Below are 18,339 nucleotides of genomic sequence, written 5' to 3'. Positions count from 1 at the left end.
TTACTCTTTTTTTGTTTCAATAACATACTTTTCTATTCCTGCAGACCTACAAATATCAATTACTGTAACAACATTTTGAAATGGTGTTTCTTTTTCTGACCTTAATGCTACAACTTTATTTTCGCTTTTTATTTTTTCCAGCTCTTGCTTTAACTCTTCAGGAGATACTTTTTTATCTGCAATATATATAGAGCCATCTTTCTTTATGGATATTTCTATTCTTTCTATATTTTTTCCTGCTTCTCCGGTTTTTGCTTTTGGTAAATCAAGAGGAATTTTCCCTTCTACCATAAAGGTAGCAGTTGCCATAAATATAATAAGCACAACTAATATAATATCAACAAAAGGTGTCATATTTATTTCGGAAATTTCTTTTTCTTCATCATTTATTTTCATTTGTTTTCTCCTTCATAGCAGAGTAAATCATTAAAATTTTCCTGCTTTTTCTTACAAAATAGTTATAGGCAATAACAGATGGAATAGCTACAAACAGACCCATAGCAGTTGCTACAAGAGCTTCAGATATTCCTGCCATAACAACACGGACGCCAAACTCAGAAGAATGCCCTAAATCATGAAAAGCTTTTATAATACCTAAAACCGTTCCAAATAAACCTATGAAAGGAGCATTATTACCAAATGTTGCTAAAATACCAAGCCGCTTTTCCAAATCAAGCCTTAAAGATATCTCATCTTTATATTCTGATAAATGTTTTTCTATATCTTTATAAGAGATAAATCTTTCAACAATTACTGCTACGGTAATAATACTCATCAAAAGTAAAATATACAAAACAGGGTCGCCACCTATAAGGGCAATGTTTAAAATAATCTGTGTTATACTCATAAATCCACCTCTAAATTTAATTTATTGTATAATTTTATAATAATATCTGATTAATTTCAAAGAGGTTTTAGATGAAGAAAATTTTTATTTTTTTATTCTTAGTTAGTTTTGCTTTTGCCAATGAGTTAGTTGTAGGTAAAAATAACAATTCCACATACATACAGCAAACAGAATTTTTGGTAGCTCAAGGTGAAAGTGTTGTAGGCCCTGTTTCATTATTACCTAATGCAAAAACAGATGCTTTAATGATAAAAAGTAATGATGTAAAAATCTTAGGATATATATCATCCATTACAAAACAATCAACCATAGAAAATTTAGTAGGAAAAACTGTATCAATAGAAGGTGATGGAAGATTAATAAGAGGAACGGTAGTATCTATAAAAGATGGCTTTATTACAATAGATACAAAATCAGGTATAGTAGTAACAACCCTTCCTACATTCCCAAGTAGAATATCATCTTCATTAAGATGGCAAGAAATAACATCACCTTATTTAACTATAAAATTAAACTCTGATAAACCTAAAACTGCAACAATATTTATTAAATATCCGGTATCGGATATAAGTTGGGATGTTTCTTATATATATGATATGGACAATAAAAAATTAACCGGATTTTATATAATAAAGAACGATACACCAATAACTTTAAAAGATATAACTTTATCTATATTAGATGAAAGTAGATATATTCAGCTTTATACAAAAACATATTTAGAACCATTTGCCCAAAAACATATAAAATTTGCAGAAATTAATAATACAGAGATAGGAAAAAAGATAAACACTAACATATATCTTCCAAATGGTAAAGTTGCAGTTTATAAAAATGGTATATTTACCGGATATAAAAATCTACATGATAAAATAATTAAATAATGCCAACATTATATATCGTTGCTACACCAATTGGAAATCTTAAAGATATTAGTTATAGAGCAGTAGAAGTTTTAAACTCTGTAAATTATATAGCATGCGAAGATACAAGAGTTGCAAAAAAACTCTTATCTGCTTATGGTATAACAAATAAAAAATTAATATCATATTATGATGTGGTTGAAGAAGAAAAAGCAGAAAAAATAATAAAGATATTACAAAATGAAGATGTAGCATTAATATCAGATGCAGGCACACCTTGTATTTCAGACCCCGGATATAAAGTTGTAAAAAAAGCAAGAGAAAATAATATTAAAGTAGTTGCTATTCCCGGAGCATTTGCCGGGGCAGTAGCATTATCAGCATCAGGACTTCCTTCTGATAAATTTTTATTCGTAGGATTTTTAAATCCAAAAAAAATAAAAGAAGAGCTTAAAAAATATAAAGAAATAGGCTATACATTTATTGTATATGAAAGCCCAAAAAGAATAATGAAGACATTATATATATATAATCAAATTATGCCAAATAGCGATATGGTAGTGGCAAAAGAACTTACGAAAATTCATGAAGAATATATTTACGGAAAACCGAAAGATATTATAGATTTTTTTGAAAAAAATAAAGAAAAATTAAAAGGTGAGTTTGTTATATTAGCTTATCCGGAAAAAGAAGAAAATATTGATATAAAAGCAGTAGAAAATTATATTAAAAAAAATTTAAAAAATAAAACAAAAAAGGATTTAGTAAAAGAGATTATTGAAAAGTTTGGTATAAAAAGGAATTTTGCTTATGATTTGGTAAATAAAATTGTGGAGTAAAAAGATGTTTATAATTAATCCGGATATAAAAAATTATATAAAAGATTTATCAAGAAAAATAAAAATAGAAGATGAAGAAATAATATCACAGCTTGAAAGATATGCAGATGAAACGGATTTTCCAATAATCAATAGAGAAGTAGGGTTATTAATCCATCTTATAACAAAATTAAAAAAGCCAAAGCTTGTAGTGGAGCTTGGCTCCGGATTTGGATATTCTGCATACTGGTTTGCAAAAGCAATGGAAGATGGAAAAGTCGTGCTTATAGATTATCAAGAAAAAAATATAGAAAAAGCAAAAGAATTATTTGAAAAAACAAACCTAACAGATAAAGCTATATTTGAAGTAGGTGATGCAGTAGAAATAGCTAAAAAATACCAAAATATAGATATTCTTTTTTTAGATTTGGAAAAATCAAGATACTTAGAAGCTATAAAACAACTTGAAAATAATCTAAACCAAAATGCTTTAATAATAGCAGATAATACCTTATGGTATGGAAATGTGGTAAATCCACAAGATAATAAATCAAAGATAGTGGCACAATTTAATCAGTATATGTTTGAAAATTATCTTTCTGTCTTAATACCTATAAGAGATGGCGTTTTAATAGCCTATAAGGATTGATTATCAGCAGCTATTGTTCCAAATGGGACAGATTTTATATATTATCTGAACTATTTTCACTATTATTGAAAATTTTATCTATTGGCATAAATTTTGCATATTAATTAAGTTGATAAAGGTTCATACTGCTACCTACCCTACCTCCTCCTCCATATTTGTGGTGAGGCCGAAATTAGCCTCACCACCTTTTTAAATTAAATCTTCCGATATATAATATTTCTAAAAATAAATAATGGTGGATAAATTGCTTGATTTGTCTGTTGTTATTGTTACATTAAATGAGGAAAAAAATATAAGTAGGGCTATAAATAGTATAAAAGATATAGCTAATGAAATTTTAGTTATAGATTCCGGTTCCACTGATAAAACTATTGAGATTGCGGAAAAGTTAGGTGCAAAAGTCATTTTTAACCAATGGGAAGGTTATCCTTTACAAGTGCAATTTGGTATAGATAATACAAGTAATAAATATGTTTTAGTTTTGGATGCTGATGAGGAAATTTCTGTAGAATTAAAACAAAGCATAATAAATGTATTTGAGCAAAATTTATTTTCAAAATATGATTGTTTTGCTGTAAATAGGAAAACATTTTATGTAAATAAATTTTTAGAGCATATCTGGCAACCGGAATACAGAATAAGATTATTTAATAAAGAAAAAGTGAGGTATGAAGGATTTTTACATGAAAAAGTTATTTGTGATGGCAAAAAATCTAAATTAAATGGATATTTGTATCATTATACATATAAAGATATTTTTCAGCATTATACTAAATCTTTGAAATATGCAAAAATTTCTGCAGAAGAACTATATAAAAGAGGAAAAAAATTTAAATATCATAATCTTATTATTAATCCATTATGGGCATTTTTCAGACAATATTTTTTGAAACTTGGATTTTTAGATGGTATAAGGGGTTTGTCTGTTTCTATGAGTTATCTTTTTTCTACATTTTTAAAATATCTTTTTTTATGGGAATTGGAGCAAAAGGAGAAAGATAAAAATGCCGGAAGTTAGTGTTATTATACCGGTTTATAACGGTGAAAAATATATAAAAAATTCTATAAATTCAGTTTTAAACCAAACATTTAAAGATTTTGAAATAATTATAGTTAATGATGCTTCTACCGATAATACTGAAAAGGTTATTTTTGAAAATTTTAATGAGCTAATAAATTCCGGAGAAATTAGATATTTTAAGAATGAAAAAAATAAAGAAAGAGTTTATTCAAGGAATTTAGGTTTAAAAGAAGCCAAAGGAAGTTATATATTTTATTTAGATTATGATGATATTTGGGTAAAAGATTATATTGAAAAAACAATTAAAATTTTTGATAAATATGATGTGATATATTCATATCCACGCAGTTTTATAGATGAAAATGGTAATATGATTAGATTTTCAACAAAAAAAATTTCATCTCTTGAAAAAGTTATATTTTCCGGAAATATAGGATACCCTTCTGCAACAGCTATAAAAAAAGAAACTAATCTTTTATATAAAAATGATTTTTTGATGAGAGAAGATTGGGAAATATTTATAAGAGCTTATCTAAATGGGTTAAAGATAGCTTTAATAGATAATAATTCTGTTTATATACGGGAACATCAAAACAGAACAAGTAAAAATAATCCAAATTTTTATAAGGCGACTTTAAAAATCTATTATGAATATAAAAATAAAATACGAGAAGAATACAGGCATTATTTTTATTTTCATATTTCAGAAATAGCTTTTAAATTTGGAGATTTTAAAACCGGTTATAATATGCTTATAAAAGCAATAAAACAAAATCCGGCAATCTTATTAGATAAAAGAAATCTATTAACTTTTTTAAAAAGAGGATTTAGAATAGACAGATTTTTTATATCAAAATAGTGGCTAATTTTTTGAGATTTTCTATTTTGTCTCTTAATTCTGCCGCTTTTTCAAATTCCCAATTTTTTGCATGTTCCCACATCTGTTTTTCAAGTTTTTCTATCTGTTTTGTTAAATCTTCCGGAGTTTTTATATCTTCCGGTATCTGCTGATAAAGCTCATACAGATTCATCTCTTCTAAGGAGATAAGCTCTTTTATCTCTTTTGATACTGTTTTTGGAGTTATGCCGTGTTTTTTATTATATTCTTCCTGAATTTTTCTTCTTCTGTTTGTTTCATCTATTGCTTCTTGCATTGATGGTGTTATTGTATCTGCATAAAGTATTGCTTTTCCGTTTTCATTTCTTGCTGCTCTTCCTATTATCTGGATTAATGCAGTGGTTGACCTTAAAAATCCTTGTTTATCTGCATCTAATACTGCTACAAGTGAAACTTCCGGCATATCTATACCTTCTCTTAATAAATTAACTCCTACAATTACATCATATTTTCCTTCTCTTAACTCTTTTATTATTTTTGTTCTTTCTATGGTGTCTATTTCAGAATGAAGATAAACTGCTTTTATATCTCTTTCTTGTAGATATTCTGATAGATGTTCTGCCATTTTTTTTGTTAATGTTATTACTATTGCTCTTTCATTTCTTTCTTTTACTTTCCAGATTTCAGAAATTAAATCATCTATCTGTCCTTCTGTTTTTTTAACTTCTATGATAGGGTCTAATAATCCGGTTGGTCTGATTATCTGTTCTACAATTACACCTTTTGACCTTTCTATTTCCCATTTTGCTGGGGTTGCTGATACATATATTGCTTTTTGTATTTTTTGTAAAAATTCTTCAAATTTGAGAGGTCTATTGTCATATGCTGATTTTAATCTCCATCCGTAATTTACAAGATTTTCTTTTCTTGCCCTATCTCCGTTATACATTGCTCTTATTTGAGGAATTGTTACATGGGATTCATCTATAATAAGGAGAAAATCTTCAGGGAAATAATCTATCAATGTATATGGTGGCTCTCCCGGTTTTCTTCCATCAAAATATCTTGAGTAATTTTCAATACCTTTACATGTGCCTATTTCAAGCATCATCTCAATATCATAATTTGTTCTTTGGAGTAATCTGTTTGCTTCAAGCTCTCTACCGGCTTTTCTAAATTCCTCTACTTCTTTTTCTAAATCTTCTTTTATCTGTTTAATGGCTTCAAGCATATCAGGTCTTGGTATAACATAATGGCTTGCAGGAAATATTACGGTTCTTTTTAAATCTTTTTTTATATCTCTGTTGAAAATATCTATCTCTGTTATTTTTTCTATTTCATCTCCGAAAAATTCTATTCTTATTATTATATCTTCTGTATAAGCCGGTAAAATTTCTACTGTATCTCCTTTTACTCTAAATGTTCCCCTTTTAAAAGAAAAATCATCTCTTTGATATTGAAGTTCAACTAATTTTCTTAAAAATTGGTCTCTATCTATTATCATTCCTGTATGTATCTGTAATCTCAATTTTTCATAAAATTCCGGTGTTCCAAGTCCGTATATACAGGATACGGAAGCAACAACTATTGTATCTTCCCTTTCTATTAAACTTTTTGTAGCAGAATGTCGTAATTTATCTATATAATCATTTATTGAGCTGTCTTTTTCTATATACAAATCTTTATGTGGAAGATAACTTTCAGGCTGGTAATAATCATAATAGGATACAAAATATTCTACTGCATTTTCCGGAAATAACTCTTTAATCTCTCTGTATAACTGGGCAGCTAATGTTTTATTGTGAGACAAAATAAGCGTAGGTCTTCCGTATTTTTCTATTAAATTGCATATCGTAAAAGTTTTTCCTGTTCCAGTTCCTCCAAGTAATACCTGCTCATTGATGCCTTTTTTTAGATTTTCATAAAGCTGTTTTATGGCTTTTGGCTGGTCTCCTGCCGGTTTAAATTTAGATACAATTTTAAATAGATTGTTTCCCATTTTTGCTCCTATTTTTAATCATAAATATATAATATTTGCAAAATTTCATCTTATTCAAGATTGAGCTAATGTTATAATTTTTTTATAAATTTTTGAGGTGATAAATATGAGCATAAAAGTTAGGTCTTTTGGTGGCGTGGAAGGTGTTACCGGCTCAGCTCATCTTTTAACTATTGATAATATCAATATACTGATAGATTGTGGAATGTTTCAAGGATTAGAAGAAGATGAAAATTATCAACCTTTTGGATTTATTCCGGCTTCGGTAGATTATCTTATTCTAACCCATTCTCATATAGACCATATAGGAAGAATTCCTTTACTTGTAAAACAAGGATTTAAAGGAAAGATAATAACAACTAAACCAACTTACCATTTAAGCAGAATTATGCTTTTAGATGCTGCAAATGTAATGGCAGAAGAGTATAAAGTCCAGTATAAAAAAGCATTAAGAAGAGGAAAACCGGAAGAAGCTAAAAAACCATTATATGATGAAGATGATGTCTTTTTAGCTATGGAATTTTTTAAAATATTGCTTGAATACGAAGAGCCTTACTATATCACAGACAATATAAGAATAACATTTAAAGATGCAGCACATATTCTTGGCTCTGCTTTTGTAGAAATAAAAATAAAAGATAAAATAATAGTTTTTTCCGGAGATTTAGGGACAAAAGAAAAATTATTGCTAAATTCTATAACTTATCAAGATAAAGCAGATGTTGTATTTATAGAATCAACTTATGGAAATAGAAAGCATAAATCACTCCAAGAAAGTATTGAAGAATTTAAAAATGCTATTATAGAAAGTTTTAAAGATGGAGGAAATATAGTTATACCTACATTTGCTTTGGAAAGGGCTCAGGAAATTTTATATTTACTTAAAATGATGTATGAAAAAGGAGAGTTGCCACCTTGTAAAGTTTTTTTAGATAGTCCGCTGGCAATAGCAGCAACAAAGATATTTTTAACATTTAAAAAGTATCTTAAAAAAGAATTGCAAAACAAAGAAGATTTATTTAATTTTCCTTATTTGCATTTTACCCAGTCGGTAGAAGAATCAAGAAAAATAAATGATATAGAAAGTGGAGCCATAATATTAGCCGGAAGTGGTATGTGTAATGGAGGAAGAGTAAAGCACCATCTTAAACATAATCTTTGGAGGAAAGAATCTTCTGTTATATTTGTTGGTTATCAAGCAAAAGGAACTCTTGGCAGACAAATAGTTGATGGTGCGAAATATGTTAAAATTTATGGAGAGGAGATAGCCGTAAATGCAAAAATTTATACAATAAATGGTTTTTCATCTCATGCAGACCAACCTACATTGTTAGAATGGTTATCTAATATAAAAGGATTGGAAGCAGTAAATATTATTCATGGTGAAAAAGAAGTTATGGAAGCATTTAAAGAAAAAATAAAAGAGGAGTTAAAACTTAATCCTCATATTGTATTAAAAAAAGAAACTGTATATATTATTTAAATTAAATTTTGGAGGTAAATTTATGGATATTTTAGAAAAGCTTCTTGAAAATGACAAGCTCATAATAGGTGGTAAAGAGTTTAAATCAAGATTAATCGTTGGTTCTGGAAAGTATAAGGATTTTCAACAAACAAAAGAGGCTACCGAAGCTTCCGGTGCAGAAATGATTACAGTAGCCGTAAGAAGAGTAAATATAACAGATAAATCAAAAGAAAATCTACTTGATTATATAGATACAAAGAAAATAATGATACTTCCTAATACTGCCGGATGTTATACTGCAGAAGAAGCTGTTTTAACGGCAAAACTTGCAAGAGAAGCTCTTGGACACGGATTTGTAAAACTTGAAGTTATAGGAGACCAAAAAACATTATATCCGGATATGATAGAAACATTAAAAGCAGCAGAAATCCTTGTAAAAGAAGGATTTACAGTTTTACCTTATATTACAGATGACCCTGTTATGGCTAAAAGGTTTGAAGAAATAGGTTGTGCCGCTGTTATGCCACTTGCCGCACCAATAGGCTCAGGGCTTGGTTTACAAAATCCTTACAACATTTTATTTATAAAAGAAGCAGTAAAAATACCAGTTATTGTAGATGCCGGAATAGGAACAGCATCAGATGCAGCAATAGTTATGGAGCTTGGAGTAGATGGAGTTCTTATGAATACAGCAATAGCTCAGGCAAAAGACCCGATAAAAATGGCAGTAGCAATGAAACATGCAGTTATAGCCGGAAGACTTGCATATCTTGCAGGTAGAATACCTAAGAAGATGTATGCATCTGCATCTTCACCTATGGAAGGCATAATAGGTAGATGAAAAGCTGTATTATAATACCTGCCCGCAAAAACTCCACCAGATTAAAAGATAAATTACTATTAAAAGTAAAAGATAAACCTATTATTGCTTGGACGGTAGAAAACTGCCTTAAAGTAAAAAATATAGATAAAGTTATAGTAGCAACAGATAGCCAAGAAATTAAAGAAGCCTTAAAAGATTATCCAATAGATATATATATGACACCGTCAGAGCTAAAAAGTGGAACAGATAGGGTAGCTTATGTAGCAAAAGATTTAGATTATGATTTTATAATAAATGTTCAGGGAGATGAGCCATCTATATCACCGGAAGATATACAAAAACTATCAGCAGAAGAAGCAGATATAATAACCCTTGCATATCCTATTAAAAATGAAGATGATTATATAAATCCAAATGTTGTAAAAGTTGTTTTAGACAAAAACAATAATGCTTTATACTTTTCAAGGGCAATGATACCATTTTACAGAGATATAGATTTTAAAGAAATGATTAATAAATATCAAAATCCGGTTTTAAAACATATTGGTATATATGGATATAAAAAAAACATTCTTCTTGATTTTGCTTTCAAACTATCCAATCCTTTTATAGAAGAGCTTGAAAAACTTGAACAACTTAGAGCTTTATATCACGGCTATAAAATAAAAGTTTTACTTGCTTCAAAAGATACAATCGGAATAGATACAAAAGAAGATTATGAGAGATTTTGTGAGGAAAACGAATGATAAAGGTTTTATCCGTTGTTGATGGATTTGGCTGGGGTGGAACAAAAGAGCAGGTTTATCTTCTTGCAAGGGAGTTATCAAAAAGAGAAGATATAGATATTCATATGGCTATCTCTTTTCAATATCAAGAAATGGTAGATAGATTGAAAGATTATAATGTAAAATTTCATTTTTTTGAAAACCATAAAAAACCAAACAGATTAAATCCAATGAATTATTACAGACTTTGGAAAATAATAAAAGAAGGGGATTTTGATATAGTTTTGGCAAATTCTCCACATACCCTTGATTTTGTAAGAGTAGTTTATCTATTCTTGAAGAAAAAACCAAAACTTATAACAGTTAAAAGGTCTGCTTCTATTCCTTCATATTTATCAAAAAATTTAAAATATAAAATCTCAGATAAAATAGTTTGTGTATCAAAAGAAATAAGAAATATTTTGGAAGAAAACAACTTTTTTCCGGAAAAATTAATTACCATAGAAAGTGGAATAGATTTTTCAAGATTTAAACCTGAAAATAAAAAAGAAAGAAAATTAGAATTTGGCATTCCTTTAAATTCGGTATTATTTATAAATGTGGCTAATTGGAATCCTCAGGTAAAAGGACAGGATAAACTTATAGAAACATTTGCTAAAGTTGATTGTAAAAATTGCTATTTAATGCTTGTAGGACTTGATACAGATAAATATGCACCGGAAATAGCTAAAAAATTTAATGTTGAAAATAGAGTAATAGCCCTTGGTTTTAGAAAAGATGTTCCACAGCTTCTTAATATGGCTGATTTTTTTGTTTTTTCTTCTTATCTTGAAGGAATTGCCGGAGCAGTATTACAGGCTATGGCTACCGGAAAAGTAGTTATATCAACTCTTGCCGGCGGAATAGGTGAATATTTAAAAGATGGATATAATGGATTTGCAGTAGAAGTTGGATATTTTGAAGGATTAAGAAAAAAAATGGAGTATGTTTTAAATCTGCCACAAGAAGAGTATGAAAGAATTTCCGAAAATGCTATCCAAACAGCATCTTACTACTCTATACAAAACACAACGGACAAATATATTAAATTATTTAAAGAATTGGTTTCAGAAAAAAATTATTGAAAATAAAAATTAATCTTCTGAGATTTCTCCTTCTTCTTGCTCCGGATATACAAACTCAATCTCTCTTTTTGGCATAACTGTTGTTATTGCATGTTTATATACTAAAACCTGTCTTGGCCCTTCTTTTAATAAGATAGTAAAATTATCAAAATATCTTATTTTTCCTTCAAGCTTTACTCCATTTACAAGATATACATCTACCCTAACTTTTTGTTTTCTTATAGCATTTAAGAATAATTCTTGCAATCTTCCTTTACTTTTTGACATATAACTCTCTCCTCCACAATAATTACAATTTTATTATATTACAAAAAAATCAAAATTTCATTTAAAAATAAAAAAGCCTGCTTTATAGCAGGCTTCAAATCTGGTTTATTTATAGGCTTATTATTTAACTTCTATTTTTACTTCTTTTTCAGATACTGCTTTTGGTAATGTTAATTTAAGTATTCCATTTTCAAATTCTGCTTTAGCTTCTTCTGTTTTTATTTCTGCAGGAAGAGGTATAACTCTTTCAAACACACCATAAAATCTTTCACTTCTGTAATAGTTTTCTTCTTTTTTCTCTTCCTCTTTTTTAACTTCTCCTTTGATAATCACATTATTATCTCTTATTTTAACTTCAATATCTTCTTTTTTAGCTCCCGGTATTTCTGCTTCTACGATGATATTGTTATCTTTTTCATAAACATCTACCCTTGGAGCCCAAGTTATAACTCCTGCTTCTCTGGCTACAGTAGGAACAAACTCTTTGAAAAGTCTGTCAATTTCATTCTCAATTCTTGCAAGCTCTCTTAAAGGATTTGTTACAATTGCTGGGAAAAATCTTCTTTCCATTTTCACTACCTCCTTTTTAAATTTTTTACATTATATAATATAAATCTAATTTTAAATTTGTCAATAGATTTTAGTTTAAATTTGTTAAAAAAATTTAGCAAAATACACTAAAATATTAAACCATTCTAATATAACATCTTCTTATAAATTTAAAGAAAAATTTTAAGATGTAAAGGGTTTTTGAAAATAAGTTAAAATATAATAATTATGAAAATATATGAATTATATCAAAATTTACTATCAATATACGGATATCAAAATTGGTGGCCACTTTTGACAGATAATAAATTTGAGGAGGTGGCAATTGGTGCTGTTTTAACACAAAACACATCTTGGAATAATGTTGAAAAAGCTTTATATAATCTTTTAAAAGAAGATTTAATCTCTTTTGAGAAAATAAAAAATATAGATATAGAAAAATTAAAAGCTCTTATAAAACCTGCCGGATTTTATAACCAAAAAGCTGAAGTCCTGAAAAGATTAGCTAATATAGATAAAGCAGATATAACCAGAGAAAAACTTTTGATGATAAAAGGAATAGGAAAAGAAACTGCTGATACAATTCTATTATATGGCTTAGATAAACCCTATTTTGTAGTAGATAAATATACAAAAAGATTTTTTTATAGATTTGGTATAATTGATGATGAAAATATAGAATATGATGATTTAAGAATATTAATTGAAAGAAATATTCCGGAAGATGTTGAAATTTACAAAGAATTTCATGCTTTAATAGTATTTCATTGTAAAAATTTTTGTAAAAAATTACCTCTGTGTGGAAGTTGTCAATTAAAAAATAAGTGCCAATTTTTGATATAATTTTTTATTATGCAAAAAGAAAAATTAAAGAGAAATATTATTATTCTTGGTGTTGTTAGCATACTATTTATTATCTCTAATATTTATATATTTAAAAAACTTGAAAAAATTAAAGATGTAATAAATCCGTATTTATTTCTATTTGTAATCAACTTAGATGTTATCTTTTTTCTTATTTTGGTAGCCTTAACATTAAAATATTTAATAAAGATATTCTTTGAAGAAAAAACCCAAGGAAGGTTAAGAACCAAATTAACATCTATTCTTATATTTATGATAGTTATACCTTCTATGGTTTTATTTACAGTTTCTGTTTCTCTAATATCAAATGCTACCAATTTATGGTTTAGTGGGAAAATAGAAGAAGGATTAAAACAGATAGAAGAAATTTCCAATATTAACCAAAAATGGATTGAAAATGTTTATAACTTGATAAAAGATAAAAAATTATCTTATCAAGAAGCTATAAAATATTTTAATATTCAGGCTATTGTTATTTATGATAAAAATGGAAAAATTTTAGAAAAATATGGAAAAATAGATAAAAATTTAGAAAAATATGAGAAATTAGAAAAAAACAGAAAAATAGTAATATATTACAATACTCAGATTTCAAAAGAAAAAATAAATCAAGCAAAAGAGATATATGCTCAATTCAAATATTATAAAGCACCTATCAGGATAAGTTATATTTCTCTACTTCTTACTATTACAATGGTAGTTATATTTGCTGCATTTTGGTTCGGAAGATATATAGTCAGAAGTATTACCATACCTATAGAAAAACTTGCAGAGGCTTCTAAAAGATTATCTTATGGAGATTTATTAGTTAGGGTAAATGTTAAAGCATCAGATGAGATAGGTATCCTTATAGATGAATTTAATCAAATGGTATCACAACTTGCCCAGCTTTACAACAAATTAGAAGAAAATAAAAAATATCTTGAAACAATTCTTGAAAATATAAGAACCGGTGTAATTTATACAGATGAAAATGGTAATATAAACAATCTAAATAAAGCAGTTGAAGAAATATTAAGCGTAGAAAAAAGAAATTTGATAGGAAAACCCTTAGAGCAGTTTTTGGGCTTTTTAAAGATTGAAAAAATACCTTCAAAAGAAACAACATTTGAATATGAAGGTAAATTATTAATAATAAAAGCAACAAAAATAAAAGATAAAGTATATGTAATTGTTTTAGATGATATTACAGATATAATAACTGCACAAAAATTAAATACATGGAAAGAGATAGTTAGAAGAATAGCCCATGAGATAAAAAATCCTCTTACCCCTATAAAATTATCTGCCGAAAGAATATTAATCCAATACAAAAAAAATAATCCAAATATCTCAGAAATTATTGAAAAAAATATAAATGTTATAATAAATGAAGTGGAGCATCTGGAAAATCTACTTAGGGAGTTTTCACAATTTGGAACATTTTTAGAAAATCTTTCTGTATCTAATGTAAATCTAAAAGAACTTTTAGAAATATTAAAAACCGGATATCAAACAGATAAATTTAAAATAAATATAAATATAGATAAAGATATAATCATAAAAGCTGATGAAAAGATGTTAAAACAAGCTTTTTCTAACTTAATACAAAATAGTATAGAAAGCGGTGCAGATAAGATAGATATAAATGTAGAAGATAAAGATGATTATGTAATTATATCTTTTAAAGATAACGGTAAAGGAATAAAAAAAGAAAATATAGAAAAGATATTTATGCCTTATTATTCGGACAAGCCAAAAGGAAGTGGTCTTGGTCTTGCTATAACAAAAGAGATTATAGAAAGACATAGAGGAACAATAAATGCAGTCTATATCCCAAATGGTGCATTATTCATAGTAAAACTTCCAAAATGATTATATGATAAAAATCTTTGTGTAATTCTTATAAATCTATATAATTTTCCTTAAAAATTAAAGAGGTTATTAAGATGAAACCAAATAGATTAATAAATGAAAAAAGCCCATATCTTTTACAACATGCATATAATCCGGTTGATTGGTATCCTTGGTGTGAAGAAGCTTTTGAAAGAGCAAAAAAAGAAGATAAACCAATATTTTTATCTATTGGATATTCTACCTGCCATTGGTGTCATGTTATGGAAAAAGAATCTTTTGAAGATGAAGAGATAGCAAAAATATTAAATGAAAATTTTATATCTATAAAAGTAGATAGAGAAGAAAGACCGGATATAGACAAAATATATATGGATATATGCTTAATGCTAAATGGACACGGTGGCTGGCCACTTACGGTAATAATGACACCGGATAAAGAACCATTTTTTGTAGGGACATACTTTCCAAAAGAAAGTAGATATAATAGAGCCGGATTAAAAGATATATTACTCGGAGTTATAAATTATTGGAAAAATAACAGGGAAGATTTATTAAACAGAGCTAAAAAAGTTGTAGAATATATCCAAAATGAAAATAAACCATCAAAAGAAAATATATCACCGGAAGTTATAGATAGAGGATATAATGAATTAAAAAATAGATTTGATAAAAATTATGGCGGTTTTTCTTCTAAACCTAAATTTCCTACACCTCACAACATAATATTTTTACTTAAATATTACAAAAGAAAAAATGATGATTATGCTTTATATATGGCAGAGCAAACATTAAAAAAAATGAGACTTGGCGGAATATTTGACCATATTGGATATGGCTTTCATAGATATTCAACTGATAATATGTGGCTTTTACCACATTTTGAAAAAATGCTTTATGACCAAGCCATGTTAATTATAGCTTATTCTCAAGCTTATCAAATAACAAAAAATCCATTTTATAAAAAGGTTGCAGAAGAGATAATAGAATATATTACAAGAGATATGTATGATAGGGAAAATGGTGGATTTTACAGTGCAGAGGATGCAGATAGTGAAGGAAAAGAAGGTAAATTTTACCTATGGACAATAGAAGAGATAAAGAATTTATTAAAAGATGATGCAGATTTATTTATTAAGATATTTAATATTGAAGAAGAAGGTAATTTTTATGAAGAAGCTACCGGAAGAAAAACCGGAGAAAATATAATTTATTTAAAAAAAGATATACCTGAATTATCCGTAGAACTAAAAATTGATAAAGATATACTTTCTGAAAAGATAGAAAAATGGAGAAAAATATTATTTGAAGAAAGAGAAAAAAGAGTTCATCCACTTAAAGATGATAAAATACTAACAGATTGGAATGGTCTTATAATAGCAGCTTTATCTATTGCCGGAAAAGCCTTTGAAAATGATAGTTATATAAATTATGCAAAATCTTCTGCAGATTTTATTTTAAATAAAATGTATAAAGATGGTAGATTATTGCATAGATACAGAGAAAATGAGGCAGCAATAGATGCAAATCTTGATGATTATTCTTATTTTATATTCGGACTACTTGAGCTTTATGAAGCAACCTTAGAAGATAAGTATCTGGAAAATACAATTAATTTAACACAAAAAATGATAGAGCTATTTTATGATGAAGAAAACGGAGGATTTTTCTTTACACCAAAAGATAGAGAGATACTTCTCACAAGAGCAAAAGAGGTTTATGATGGTGCCATACCTTCCGGAAATTCTGTAGCTTTATATGATTTAATAAAAATTCAAAAAATAACAGCAGATTTAGAGTTAGAAGAAAAAATTTATAAAACCGTTCAATATTTTGCTTCAGATATAAAAAGATTACCTTCTTATCATACATTTTTCCTTTTTGCCCTTGATTATCTTTTTTATGGTGGATATGAGATAGTTATAACCGGTGATAAACAAAAAGCATTGGAAGTAGCAAAAAATATAAACAAAGAATATATACCAAATAAAGTTCTTTTTTATCTTTCAGATTATGTTAGAAAGATAGCACCTTATACAGAAAATATGGAATCTGACGAAAAAGATATTAATATTTATATATGCAAAGATTTTAGTTGTAATATGCCTGTAAAAAATACGGAAGATGCATTAAAATTATTAAACAGAGGATAAAATGGAGATAAAAGGAAAAAATATATTAATCACAGGTGGAGCAAAAAGAATAGGAAAAGCCCTTAGCTTAGAACTTGCAAAAGATGGAGCAAATATTATTATCCATTATTTTAATTCTGTAGAGGAAGCACAGGATTTAAAAAGGACTATAAATGCTCTTGGTGTAAAAGCCTATACATTTCAAGCAGATTTGAGAGATGAATTTCAACTTAAAAATATGATAAAAGAGATAAAAAATACTGTAGATGTAGATATTCTAATAAATAATGCATCTATATATTATCCGGTAAAAATAGAAGAAGCTTCATTATCAGATTTGGATAATTTTTATAAAATTCATGTTCAGGCTCCTTTTTTGCTTTCTAAAGAGTTTGGAATTGAGATGTATAAAAGGAAAGAAGGAAGGATAATAAATATTGTTGATTATGCAGCTAAAATACCTTATAAAGATTATACGCCTTATGCTATTTCAAAAGGAGCAATGCTTACAATGACAAAGGCATTTGCAAAAGAGTTTGCACCTTATGTGCTTGTTAATGCTATTTTACCCGGACCAATAATACCACCTGAAGATTTAGAAGATAAAGAAATTCCTCTTAAAAAAACTGTTTTAAAAAGATGGGCAGGAGAAATTGAAGTATATAAAGCTGTAAAATATTTAATAGAATCGGATTTTACAACCGGAGCAGAAATACCGGTAGAAGGAGGTAGATTAATATTTTAGATTTTATACATTTTCTTGGAACAGCAGGCGGGAGAGTTGTAGTATTTAGACAACTAAGGCATTCCGGTGGAATGTGGTTATCTTTAAATAGAAAAAATATATTAATAGACCCAGGGCCGGGTTCACTTATCAGGATTTTTGAAAATAAATTAGAGCCGGAAGATATAGATATATTTGTATTATCCCATAGACATTTAGACCATGTTAGCGATATAAATGCTGTTATAGAATCTGCAACAAAAAGCCATAAAAAGAAAAAAGATTTACTTATAGCCCCAAACGATACAGTTTATGGAGATGACCCTGTAGTCTTAAAATACTCTTTAAAAGGCATAAAAAAAGTTGAAACAATAGAAGAAAATAAAGAAATTATTTATGAAGATATAAGGATAAAACCTCTTATAAAACATATTCATAATAATGTAGAAAATTACAGCTTAGGATTTTTCACAGATAATAAAACAGTTATATATGTTCCTTGTGGGAAATTTTATGAAGATATGCTTTATGCTTATCCGGAAAATCCTGATTTGATGATATTTAATACCACATTTGTAAAACCGGTAGCAGATATTAATCATTTATCAGTCAAAGATGTGGAAAAAATAATTGAGAAATCCAAGCCTAAAAAAGCAATATTAACACATTTTAGCGTTATGATGTTAAAATATAATCCGGAAAAAATAGCAAAAGAATTATCAGAAAAATTAAAACTTGAAGTAATAGCTGCAAAAGATGGAATGAAAATCTTTTTTTAAAAAATATAAAAAGAGGTAA

At 27.6% G+C, this 18,339-nt stretch carries 19 protein-coding genes; 14 read left to right on the top strand and 5 right to left on the bottom strand.

The window, feature by feature from the left end; genetic code table 11:
• Positions 1-396: an ExbD/TolR family protein gene (locus QOR43_RS04985; protein WP_265133839.1), complete on the bottom strand. Its 396-nt coding sequence runs from the start codon at positions 394-396 to the stop codon at positions 1-3.
• Entirely contained in the window at positions 383-847 is a 465-nt protein-coding gene (locus QOR43_RS04980; RefSeq protein ID WP_265133840.1) for a MotA/TolQ/ExbB proton channel family protein, read from the bottom strand. The genes QOR43_RS04985 and QOR43_RS04980 overlap by 14 nt, the downstream gene beginning before the upstream one ends.
• 71 nt (positions 848-918) lie before the next feature.
• On the opposite strand from QOR43_RS04980, the gene QOR43_RS04975 reads away from it, so the two are divergent.
• From QOR43_RS04975 to QOR43_RS04955, 5 genes are all read left to right on the top strand, one after another.
• Positions 919-1,731, top strand: a complete 813-nt coding sequence (locus QOR43_RS04975) for a hypothetical protein (protein WP_265133841.1) — start codon at positions 919-921, stop codon at positions 1,729-1,731.
• Entirely contained in the window at positions 1,731-2,549 is an 819-nt protein-coding gene (gene rsmI / locus QOR43_RS04970) for a 16S rRNA (cytidine(1402)-2'-O)-methyltransferase (RefSeq protein WP_265133842.1), read from the top strand. The genes QOR43_RS04975 and rsmI overlap by 1 nt, the downstream gene beginning before the upstream one ends.
• Before the next feature lie 4 nt (positions 2,550-2,553).
• Complete coding sequence (locus tag QOR43_RS04965; RefSeq protein WP_265133843.1) at positions 2,554-3,177, top strand: O-methyltransferase; 624 nt, start codon at positions 2,554-2,556, stop codon at positions 3,175-3,177.
• 244 nt (positions 3,178-3,421) lie between these two features.
• Positions 3,422-4,195, top strand: coding sequence for a glycosyltransferase family 2 protein (locus tag QOR43_RS04960; protein WP_425609134.1), 774 nt, complete (start codon positions 3,422-3,424; stop codon positions 4,193-4,195).
• Positions 4,182-5,057 (top strand): glycosyltransferase family 2 protein, encoded by an 876-nt coding sequence (locus tag QOR43_RS04955; protein WP_265133845.1) that lies wholly within the window; start codon positions 4,182-4,184, stop codon positions 5,055-5,057. Before QOR43_RS04960 ends, QOR43_RS04955 begins: the two co-directional genes overlap by 14 nt.
• On the opposite strand, the gene uvrB is transcribed toward QOR43_RS04955, so the two are convergent.
• A complete protein-coding gene (uvrB, locus tag QOR43_RS04950; RefSeq protein WP_265133846.1) occupies positions 5,044-7,035 on the bottom strand; it encodes an excinuclease ABC subunit UvrB in 1,992 nt (663 codons plus the stop codon). The genes QOR43_RS04955 and uvrB overlap by 14 nt on opposite strands.
• Positions 7,036-7,141: 106 nt before the next feature.
• Between uvrB and QOR43_RS04945 the strand changes: the two genes are divergently transcribed.
• Genes QOR43_RS04945 through QOR43_RS04930 form a run of 4 tightly spaced genes read left to right on the top strand, consistent with a single transcriptional unit; the run spans position 7,142 to position 11,172 of the window.
• Positions 7,142-8,518, top strand: coding sequence for an MBL fold metallo-hydrolase RNA specificity domain-containing protein (locus tag QOR43_RS04945; RefSeq protein ID WP_265133847.1), 1,377 nt, complete (start codon positions 7,142-7,144; stop codon positions 8,516-8,518).
• A 22-nt stretch (positions 8,519-8,540) separates the two neighbouring features.
• The gene (locus tag QOR43_RS04940) at positions 8,541-9,341 is read left to right on the top strand and encodes a thiazole synthase (RefSeq protein WP_265133848.1); all 801 of its coding nucleotides are present in this window, start codon (positions 8,541-8,543) and stop codon (positions 9,339-9,341) included.
• A complete protein-coding gene (kdsB, locus tag QOR43_RS04935) occupies positions 9,338-10,069 on the top strand; it encodes a 3-deoxy-manno-octulosonate cytidylyltransferase (protein ID WP_265133849.1) in 732 nt (243 codons plus the stop codon). The genes QOR43_RS04940 and kdsB overlap by 4 nt, the downstream gene beginning before the upstream one ends.
• Positions 10,066-11,172: a glycosyltransferase family 4 protein gene (locus tag QOR43_RS04930; protein ID WP_265133850.1), complete on the top strand. Its 1,107-nt coding sequence runs from the start codon at positions 10,066-10,068 to the stop codon at positions 11,170-11,172. Before kdsB ends, QOR43_RS04930 begins: the two co-directional genes overlap by 4 nt.
• Positions 11,173-11,181: 9 nt before the next feature.
• On the opposite strand, the gene hfq is transcribed toward QOR43_RS04930, so the two are convergent.
• Together hfq and QOR43_RS04920 are read right to left on the bottom strand one after the other, a co-directional pair.
• Entirely contained in the window at positions 11,182-11,439 is a 258-nt protein-coding gene (gene hfq, locus QOR43_RS04925) for an RNA chaperone Hfq (protein ID WP_265133851.1), read from the bottom strand.
• Positions 11,440-11,559: 120 nt separating this feature from the next.
• Positions 11,560-12,009, bottom strand: coding sequence for an Hsp20/alpha crystallin family protein (locus QOR43_RS04920; protein WP_265133852.1), 450 nt, complete (start codon positions 12,007-12,009; stop codon positions 11,560-11,562).
• Positions 12,010-12,216: 207 nt separating this feature from the next.
• On the opposite strand from QOR43_RS04920, the gene QOR43_RS04915 reads away from it, so the two are divergent.
• The 5 genes from QOR43_RS04915 (at position 12,217) to QOR43_RS04895 (ending at position 18,320) form a co-directional block, all read left to right on the top strand.
• Positions 12,217-12,831 (top strand): endonuclease III domain-containing protein, encoded by a 615-nt coding sequence (locus QOR43_RS04915; RefSeq protein WP_265133853.1) that lies wholly within the window; start codon positions 12,217-12,219, stop codon positions 12,829-12,831.
• A 9-nt stretch (positions 12,832-12,840) separates the two neighbouring features.
• Positions 12,841-14,706 carry a sensor histidine kinase gene (locus tag QOR43_RS04910; RefSeq protein ID WP_265133854.1) on the top strand — a complete coding sequence of 622 codons (1,866 nt, stop codon included), beginning with the start codon at positions 12,841-12,843 and terminating at the stop codon, positions 14,704-14,706.
• A gap of 74 nt (positions 14,707-14,780) precedes the next feature.
• A complete protein-coding gene (locus QOR43_RS04905) occupies positions 14,781-16,838 on the top strand; it encodes a thioredoxin domain-containing protein (protein WP_265133855.1) in 2,058 nt (685 codons plus the stop codon).
• Position 16,839: 1 nt separating this feature from the next.
• Positions 16,840-17,562, top strand: a complete 723-nt coding sequence (locus tag QOR43_RS04900) for an SDR family NAD(P)-dependent oxidoreductase (RefSeq protein WP_265133856.1) — start codon at positions 16,840-16,842, stop codon at positions 17,560-17,562.
• Positions 17,563-17,633: 71 nt separating this feature from the next.
• Complete coding sequence (locus tag QOR43_RS04895; RefSeq protein WP_265133857.1) at positions 17,634-18,320, top strand: MBL fold metallo-hydrolase; 687 nt, start codon at positions 17,634-17,636, stop codon at positions 18,318-18,320.
• The last annotated feature ends 19 nt before the right edge of the window (positions 18,321-18,339 follow it).

Origin of the sequence: Venenivibrio stagnispumantis (genome assembly GCF_900182795.1) — a bacterium.
In the GTDB taxonomy this organism is placed as follows: domain Bacteria; phylum Aquificota; class Aquificia; order Aquificales; family Hydrogenothermaceae; genus Venenivibrio; species Venenivibrio stagnispumantis.
The sequence above is the reverse complement of the archived record's forward strand: the minus strand, read 5'-3'. Positions and strand labels throughout refer to the sequence as shown.

What these genes read in the sequence shown, in the direction of transcription:
- QOR43_RS04985 (WP_265133839.1), bottom strand. Translation starts at nt 396, where the DNA reads ATGAAAATAAATGATGAAGAAAAAGAAATTTCCGAAATAAATATGACA.
- QOR43_RS04945 (WP_265133847.1), top strand. Translation starts at nt 7,142, where the DNA reads ATGAGCATAAAAGTTAGGTCTTTTGGTGGCGTGGAAGGTGTTACCGGC.
- QOR43_RS04900 (WP_265133856.1), top strand. Translation starts at nt 16,840, where the DNA reads ATGGAGATAAAAGGAAAAAATATATTAATCACAGGTGGAGCAAAAAGA.
- rsmI (WP_265133842.1), top strand. Translation starts at nt 1,731, where the DNA reads ATGCCAACATTATATATCGTTGCTACACCAATTGGAAATCTTAAAGAT.
- QOR43_RS04905 (WP_265133855.1), top strand. Translation starts at nt 14,781, where the DNA reads ATGAAACCAAATAGATTAATAAATGAAAAAAGCCCATATCTTTTACAA.
- QOR43_RS04955 (WP_265133845.1), top strand. Translation starts at nt 4,182, where the DNA reads ATGCCGGAAGTTAGTGTTATTATACCGGTTTATAACGGTGAAAAATAT.
- QOR43_RS04975 (WP_265133841.1), top strand. Translation starts at nt 919, where the DNA reads ATGAAGAAAATTTTTATTTTTTTATTCTTAGTTAGTTTTGCTTTTGCC.
- QOR43_RS04980 (WP_265133840.1), bottom strand. Translation starts at nt 847, where the DNA reads ATGAGTATAACACAGATTATTTTAAACATTGCCCTTATAGGTGGCGAC.
- QOR43_RS04910 (WP_265133854.1), top strand. Translation starts at nt 12,841, where the DNA reads ATGCAAAAAGAAAAATTAAAGAGAAATATTATTATTCTTGGTGTTGTT.
- QOR43_RS04940 (WP_265133848.1), top strand. Translation starts at nt 8,541, where the DNA reads ATGGATATTTTAGAAAAGCTTCTTGAAAATGACAAGCTCATAATAGGT.
- uvrB (WP_265133846.1), bottom strand. Translation starts at nt 7,035, where the DNA reads ATGGGAAACAATCTATTTAAAATTGTATCTAAATTTAAACCGGCAGGA.
- QOR43_RS04965 (WP_265133843.1), top strand. Translation starts at nt 2,554, where the DNA reads ATGTTTATAATTAATCCGGATATAAAAAATTATATAAAAGATTTATCA.
- QOR43_RS04895 (WP_265133857.1), top strand. Translation starts at nt 17,634, where the DNA reads ATGTGGTTATCTTTAAATAGAAAAAATATATTAATAGACCCAGGGCCG.
- QOR43_RS04915 (WP_265133853.1), top strand. Translation starts at nt 12,217, where the DNA reads ATGAAAATATATGAATTATATCAAAATTTACTATCAATATACGGATAT.
- kdsB (WP_265133849.1), top strand. Translation starts at nt 9,338, where the DNA reads ATGAAAAGCTGTATTATAATACCTGCCCGCAAAAACTCCACCAGATTA.
- QOR43_RS04930 (WP_265133850.1), top strand. Translation starts at nt 10,066, where the DNA reads ATGATAAAGGTTTTATCCGTTGTTGATGGATTTGGCTGGGGTGGAACA.
- QOR43_RS04920 (WP_265133852.1), bottom strand. Translation starts at nt 12,009, where the DNA reads ATGGAAAGAAGATTTTTCCCAGCAATTGTAACAAATCCTTTAAGAGAG.
- hfq (WP_265133851.1), bottom strand. Translation starts at nt 11,439, where the DNA reads ATGTCAAAAAGTAAAGGAAGATTGCAAGAATTATTCTTAAATGCTATA.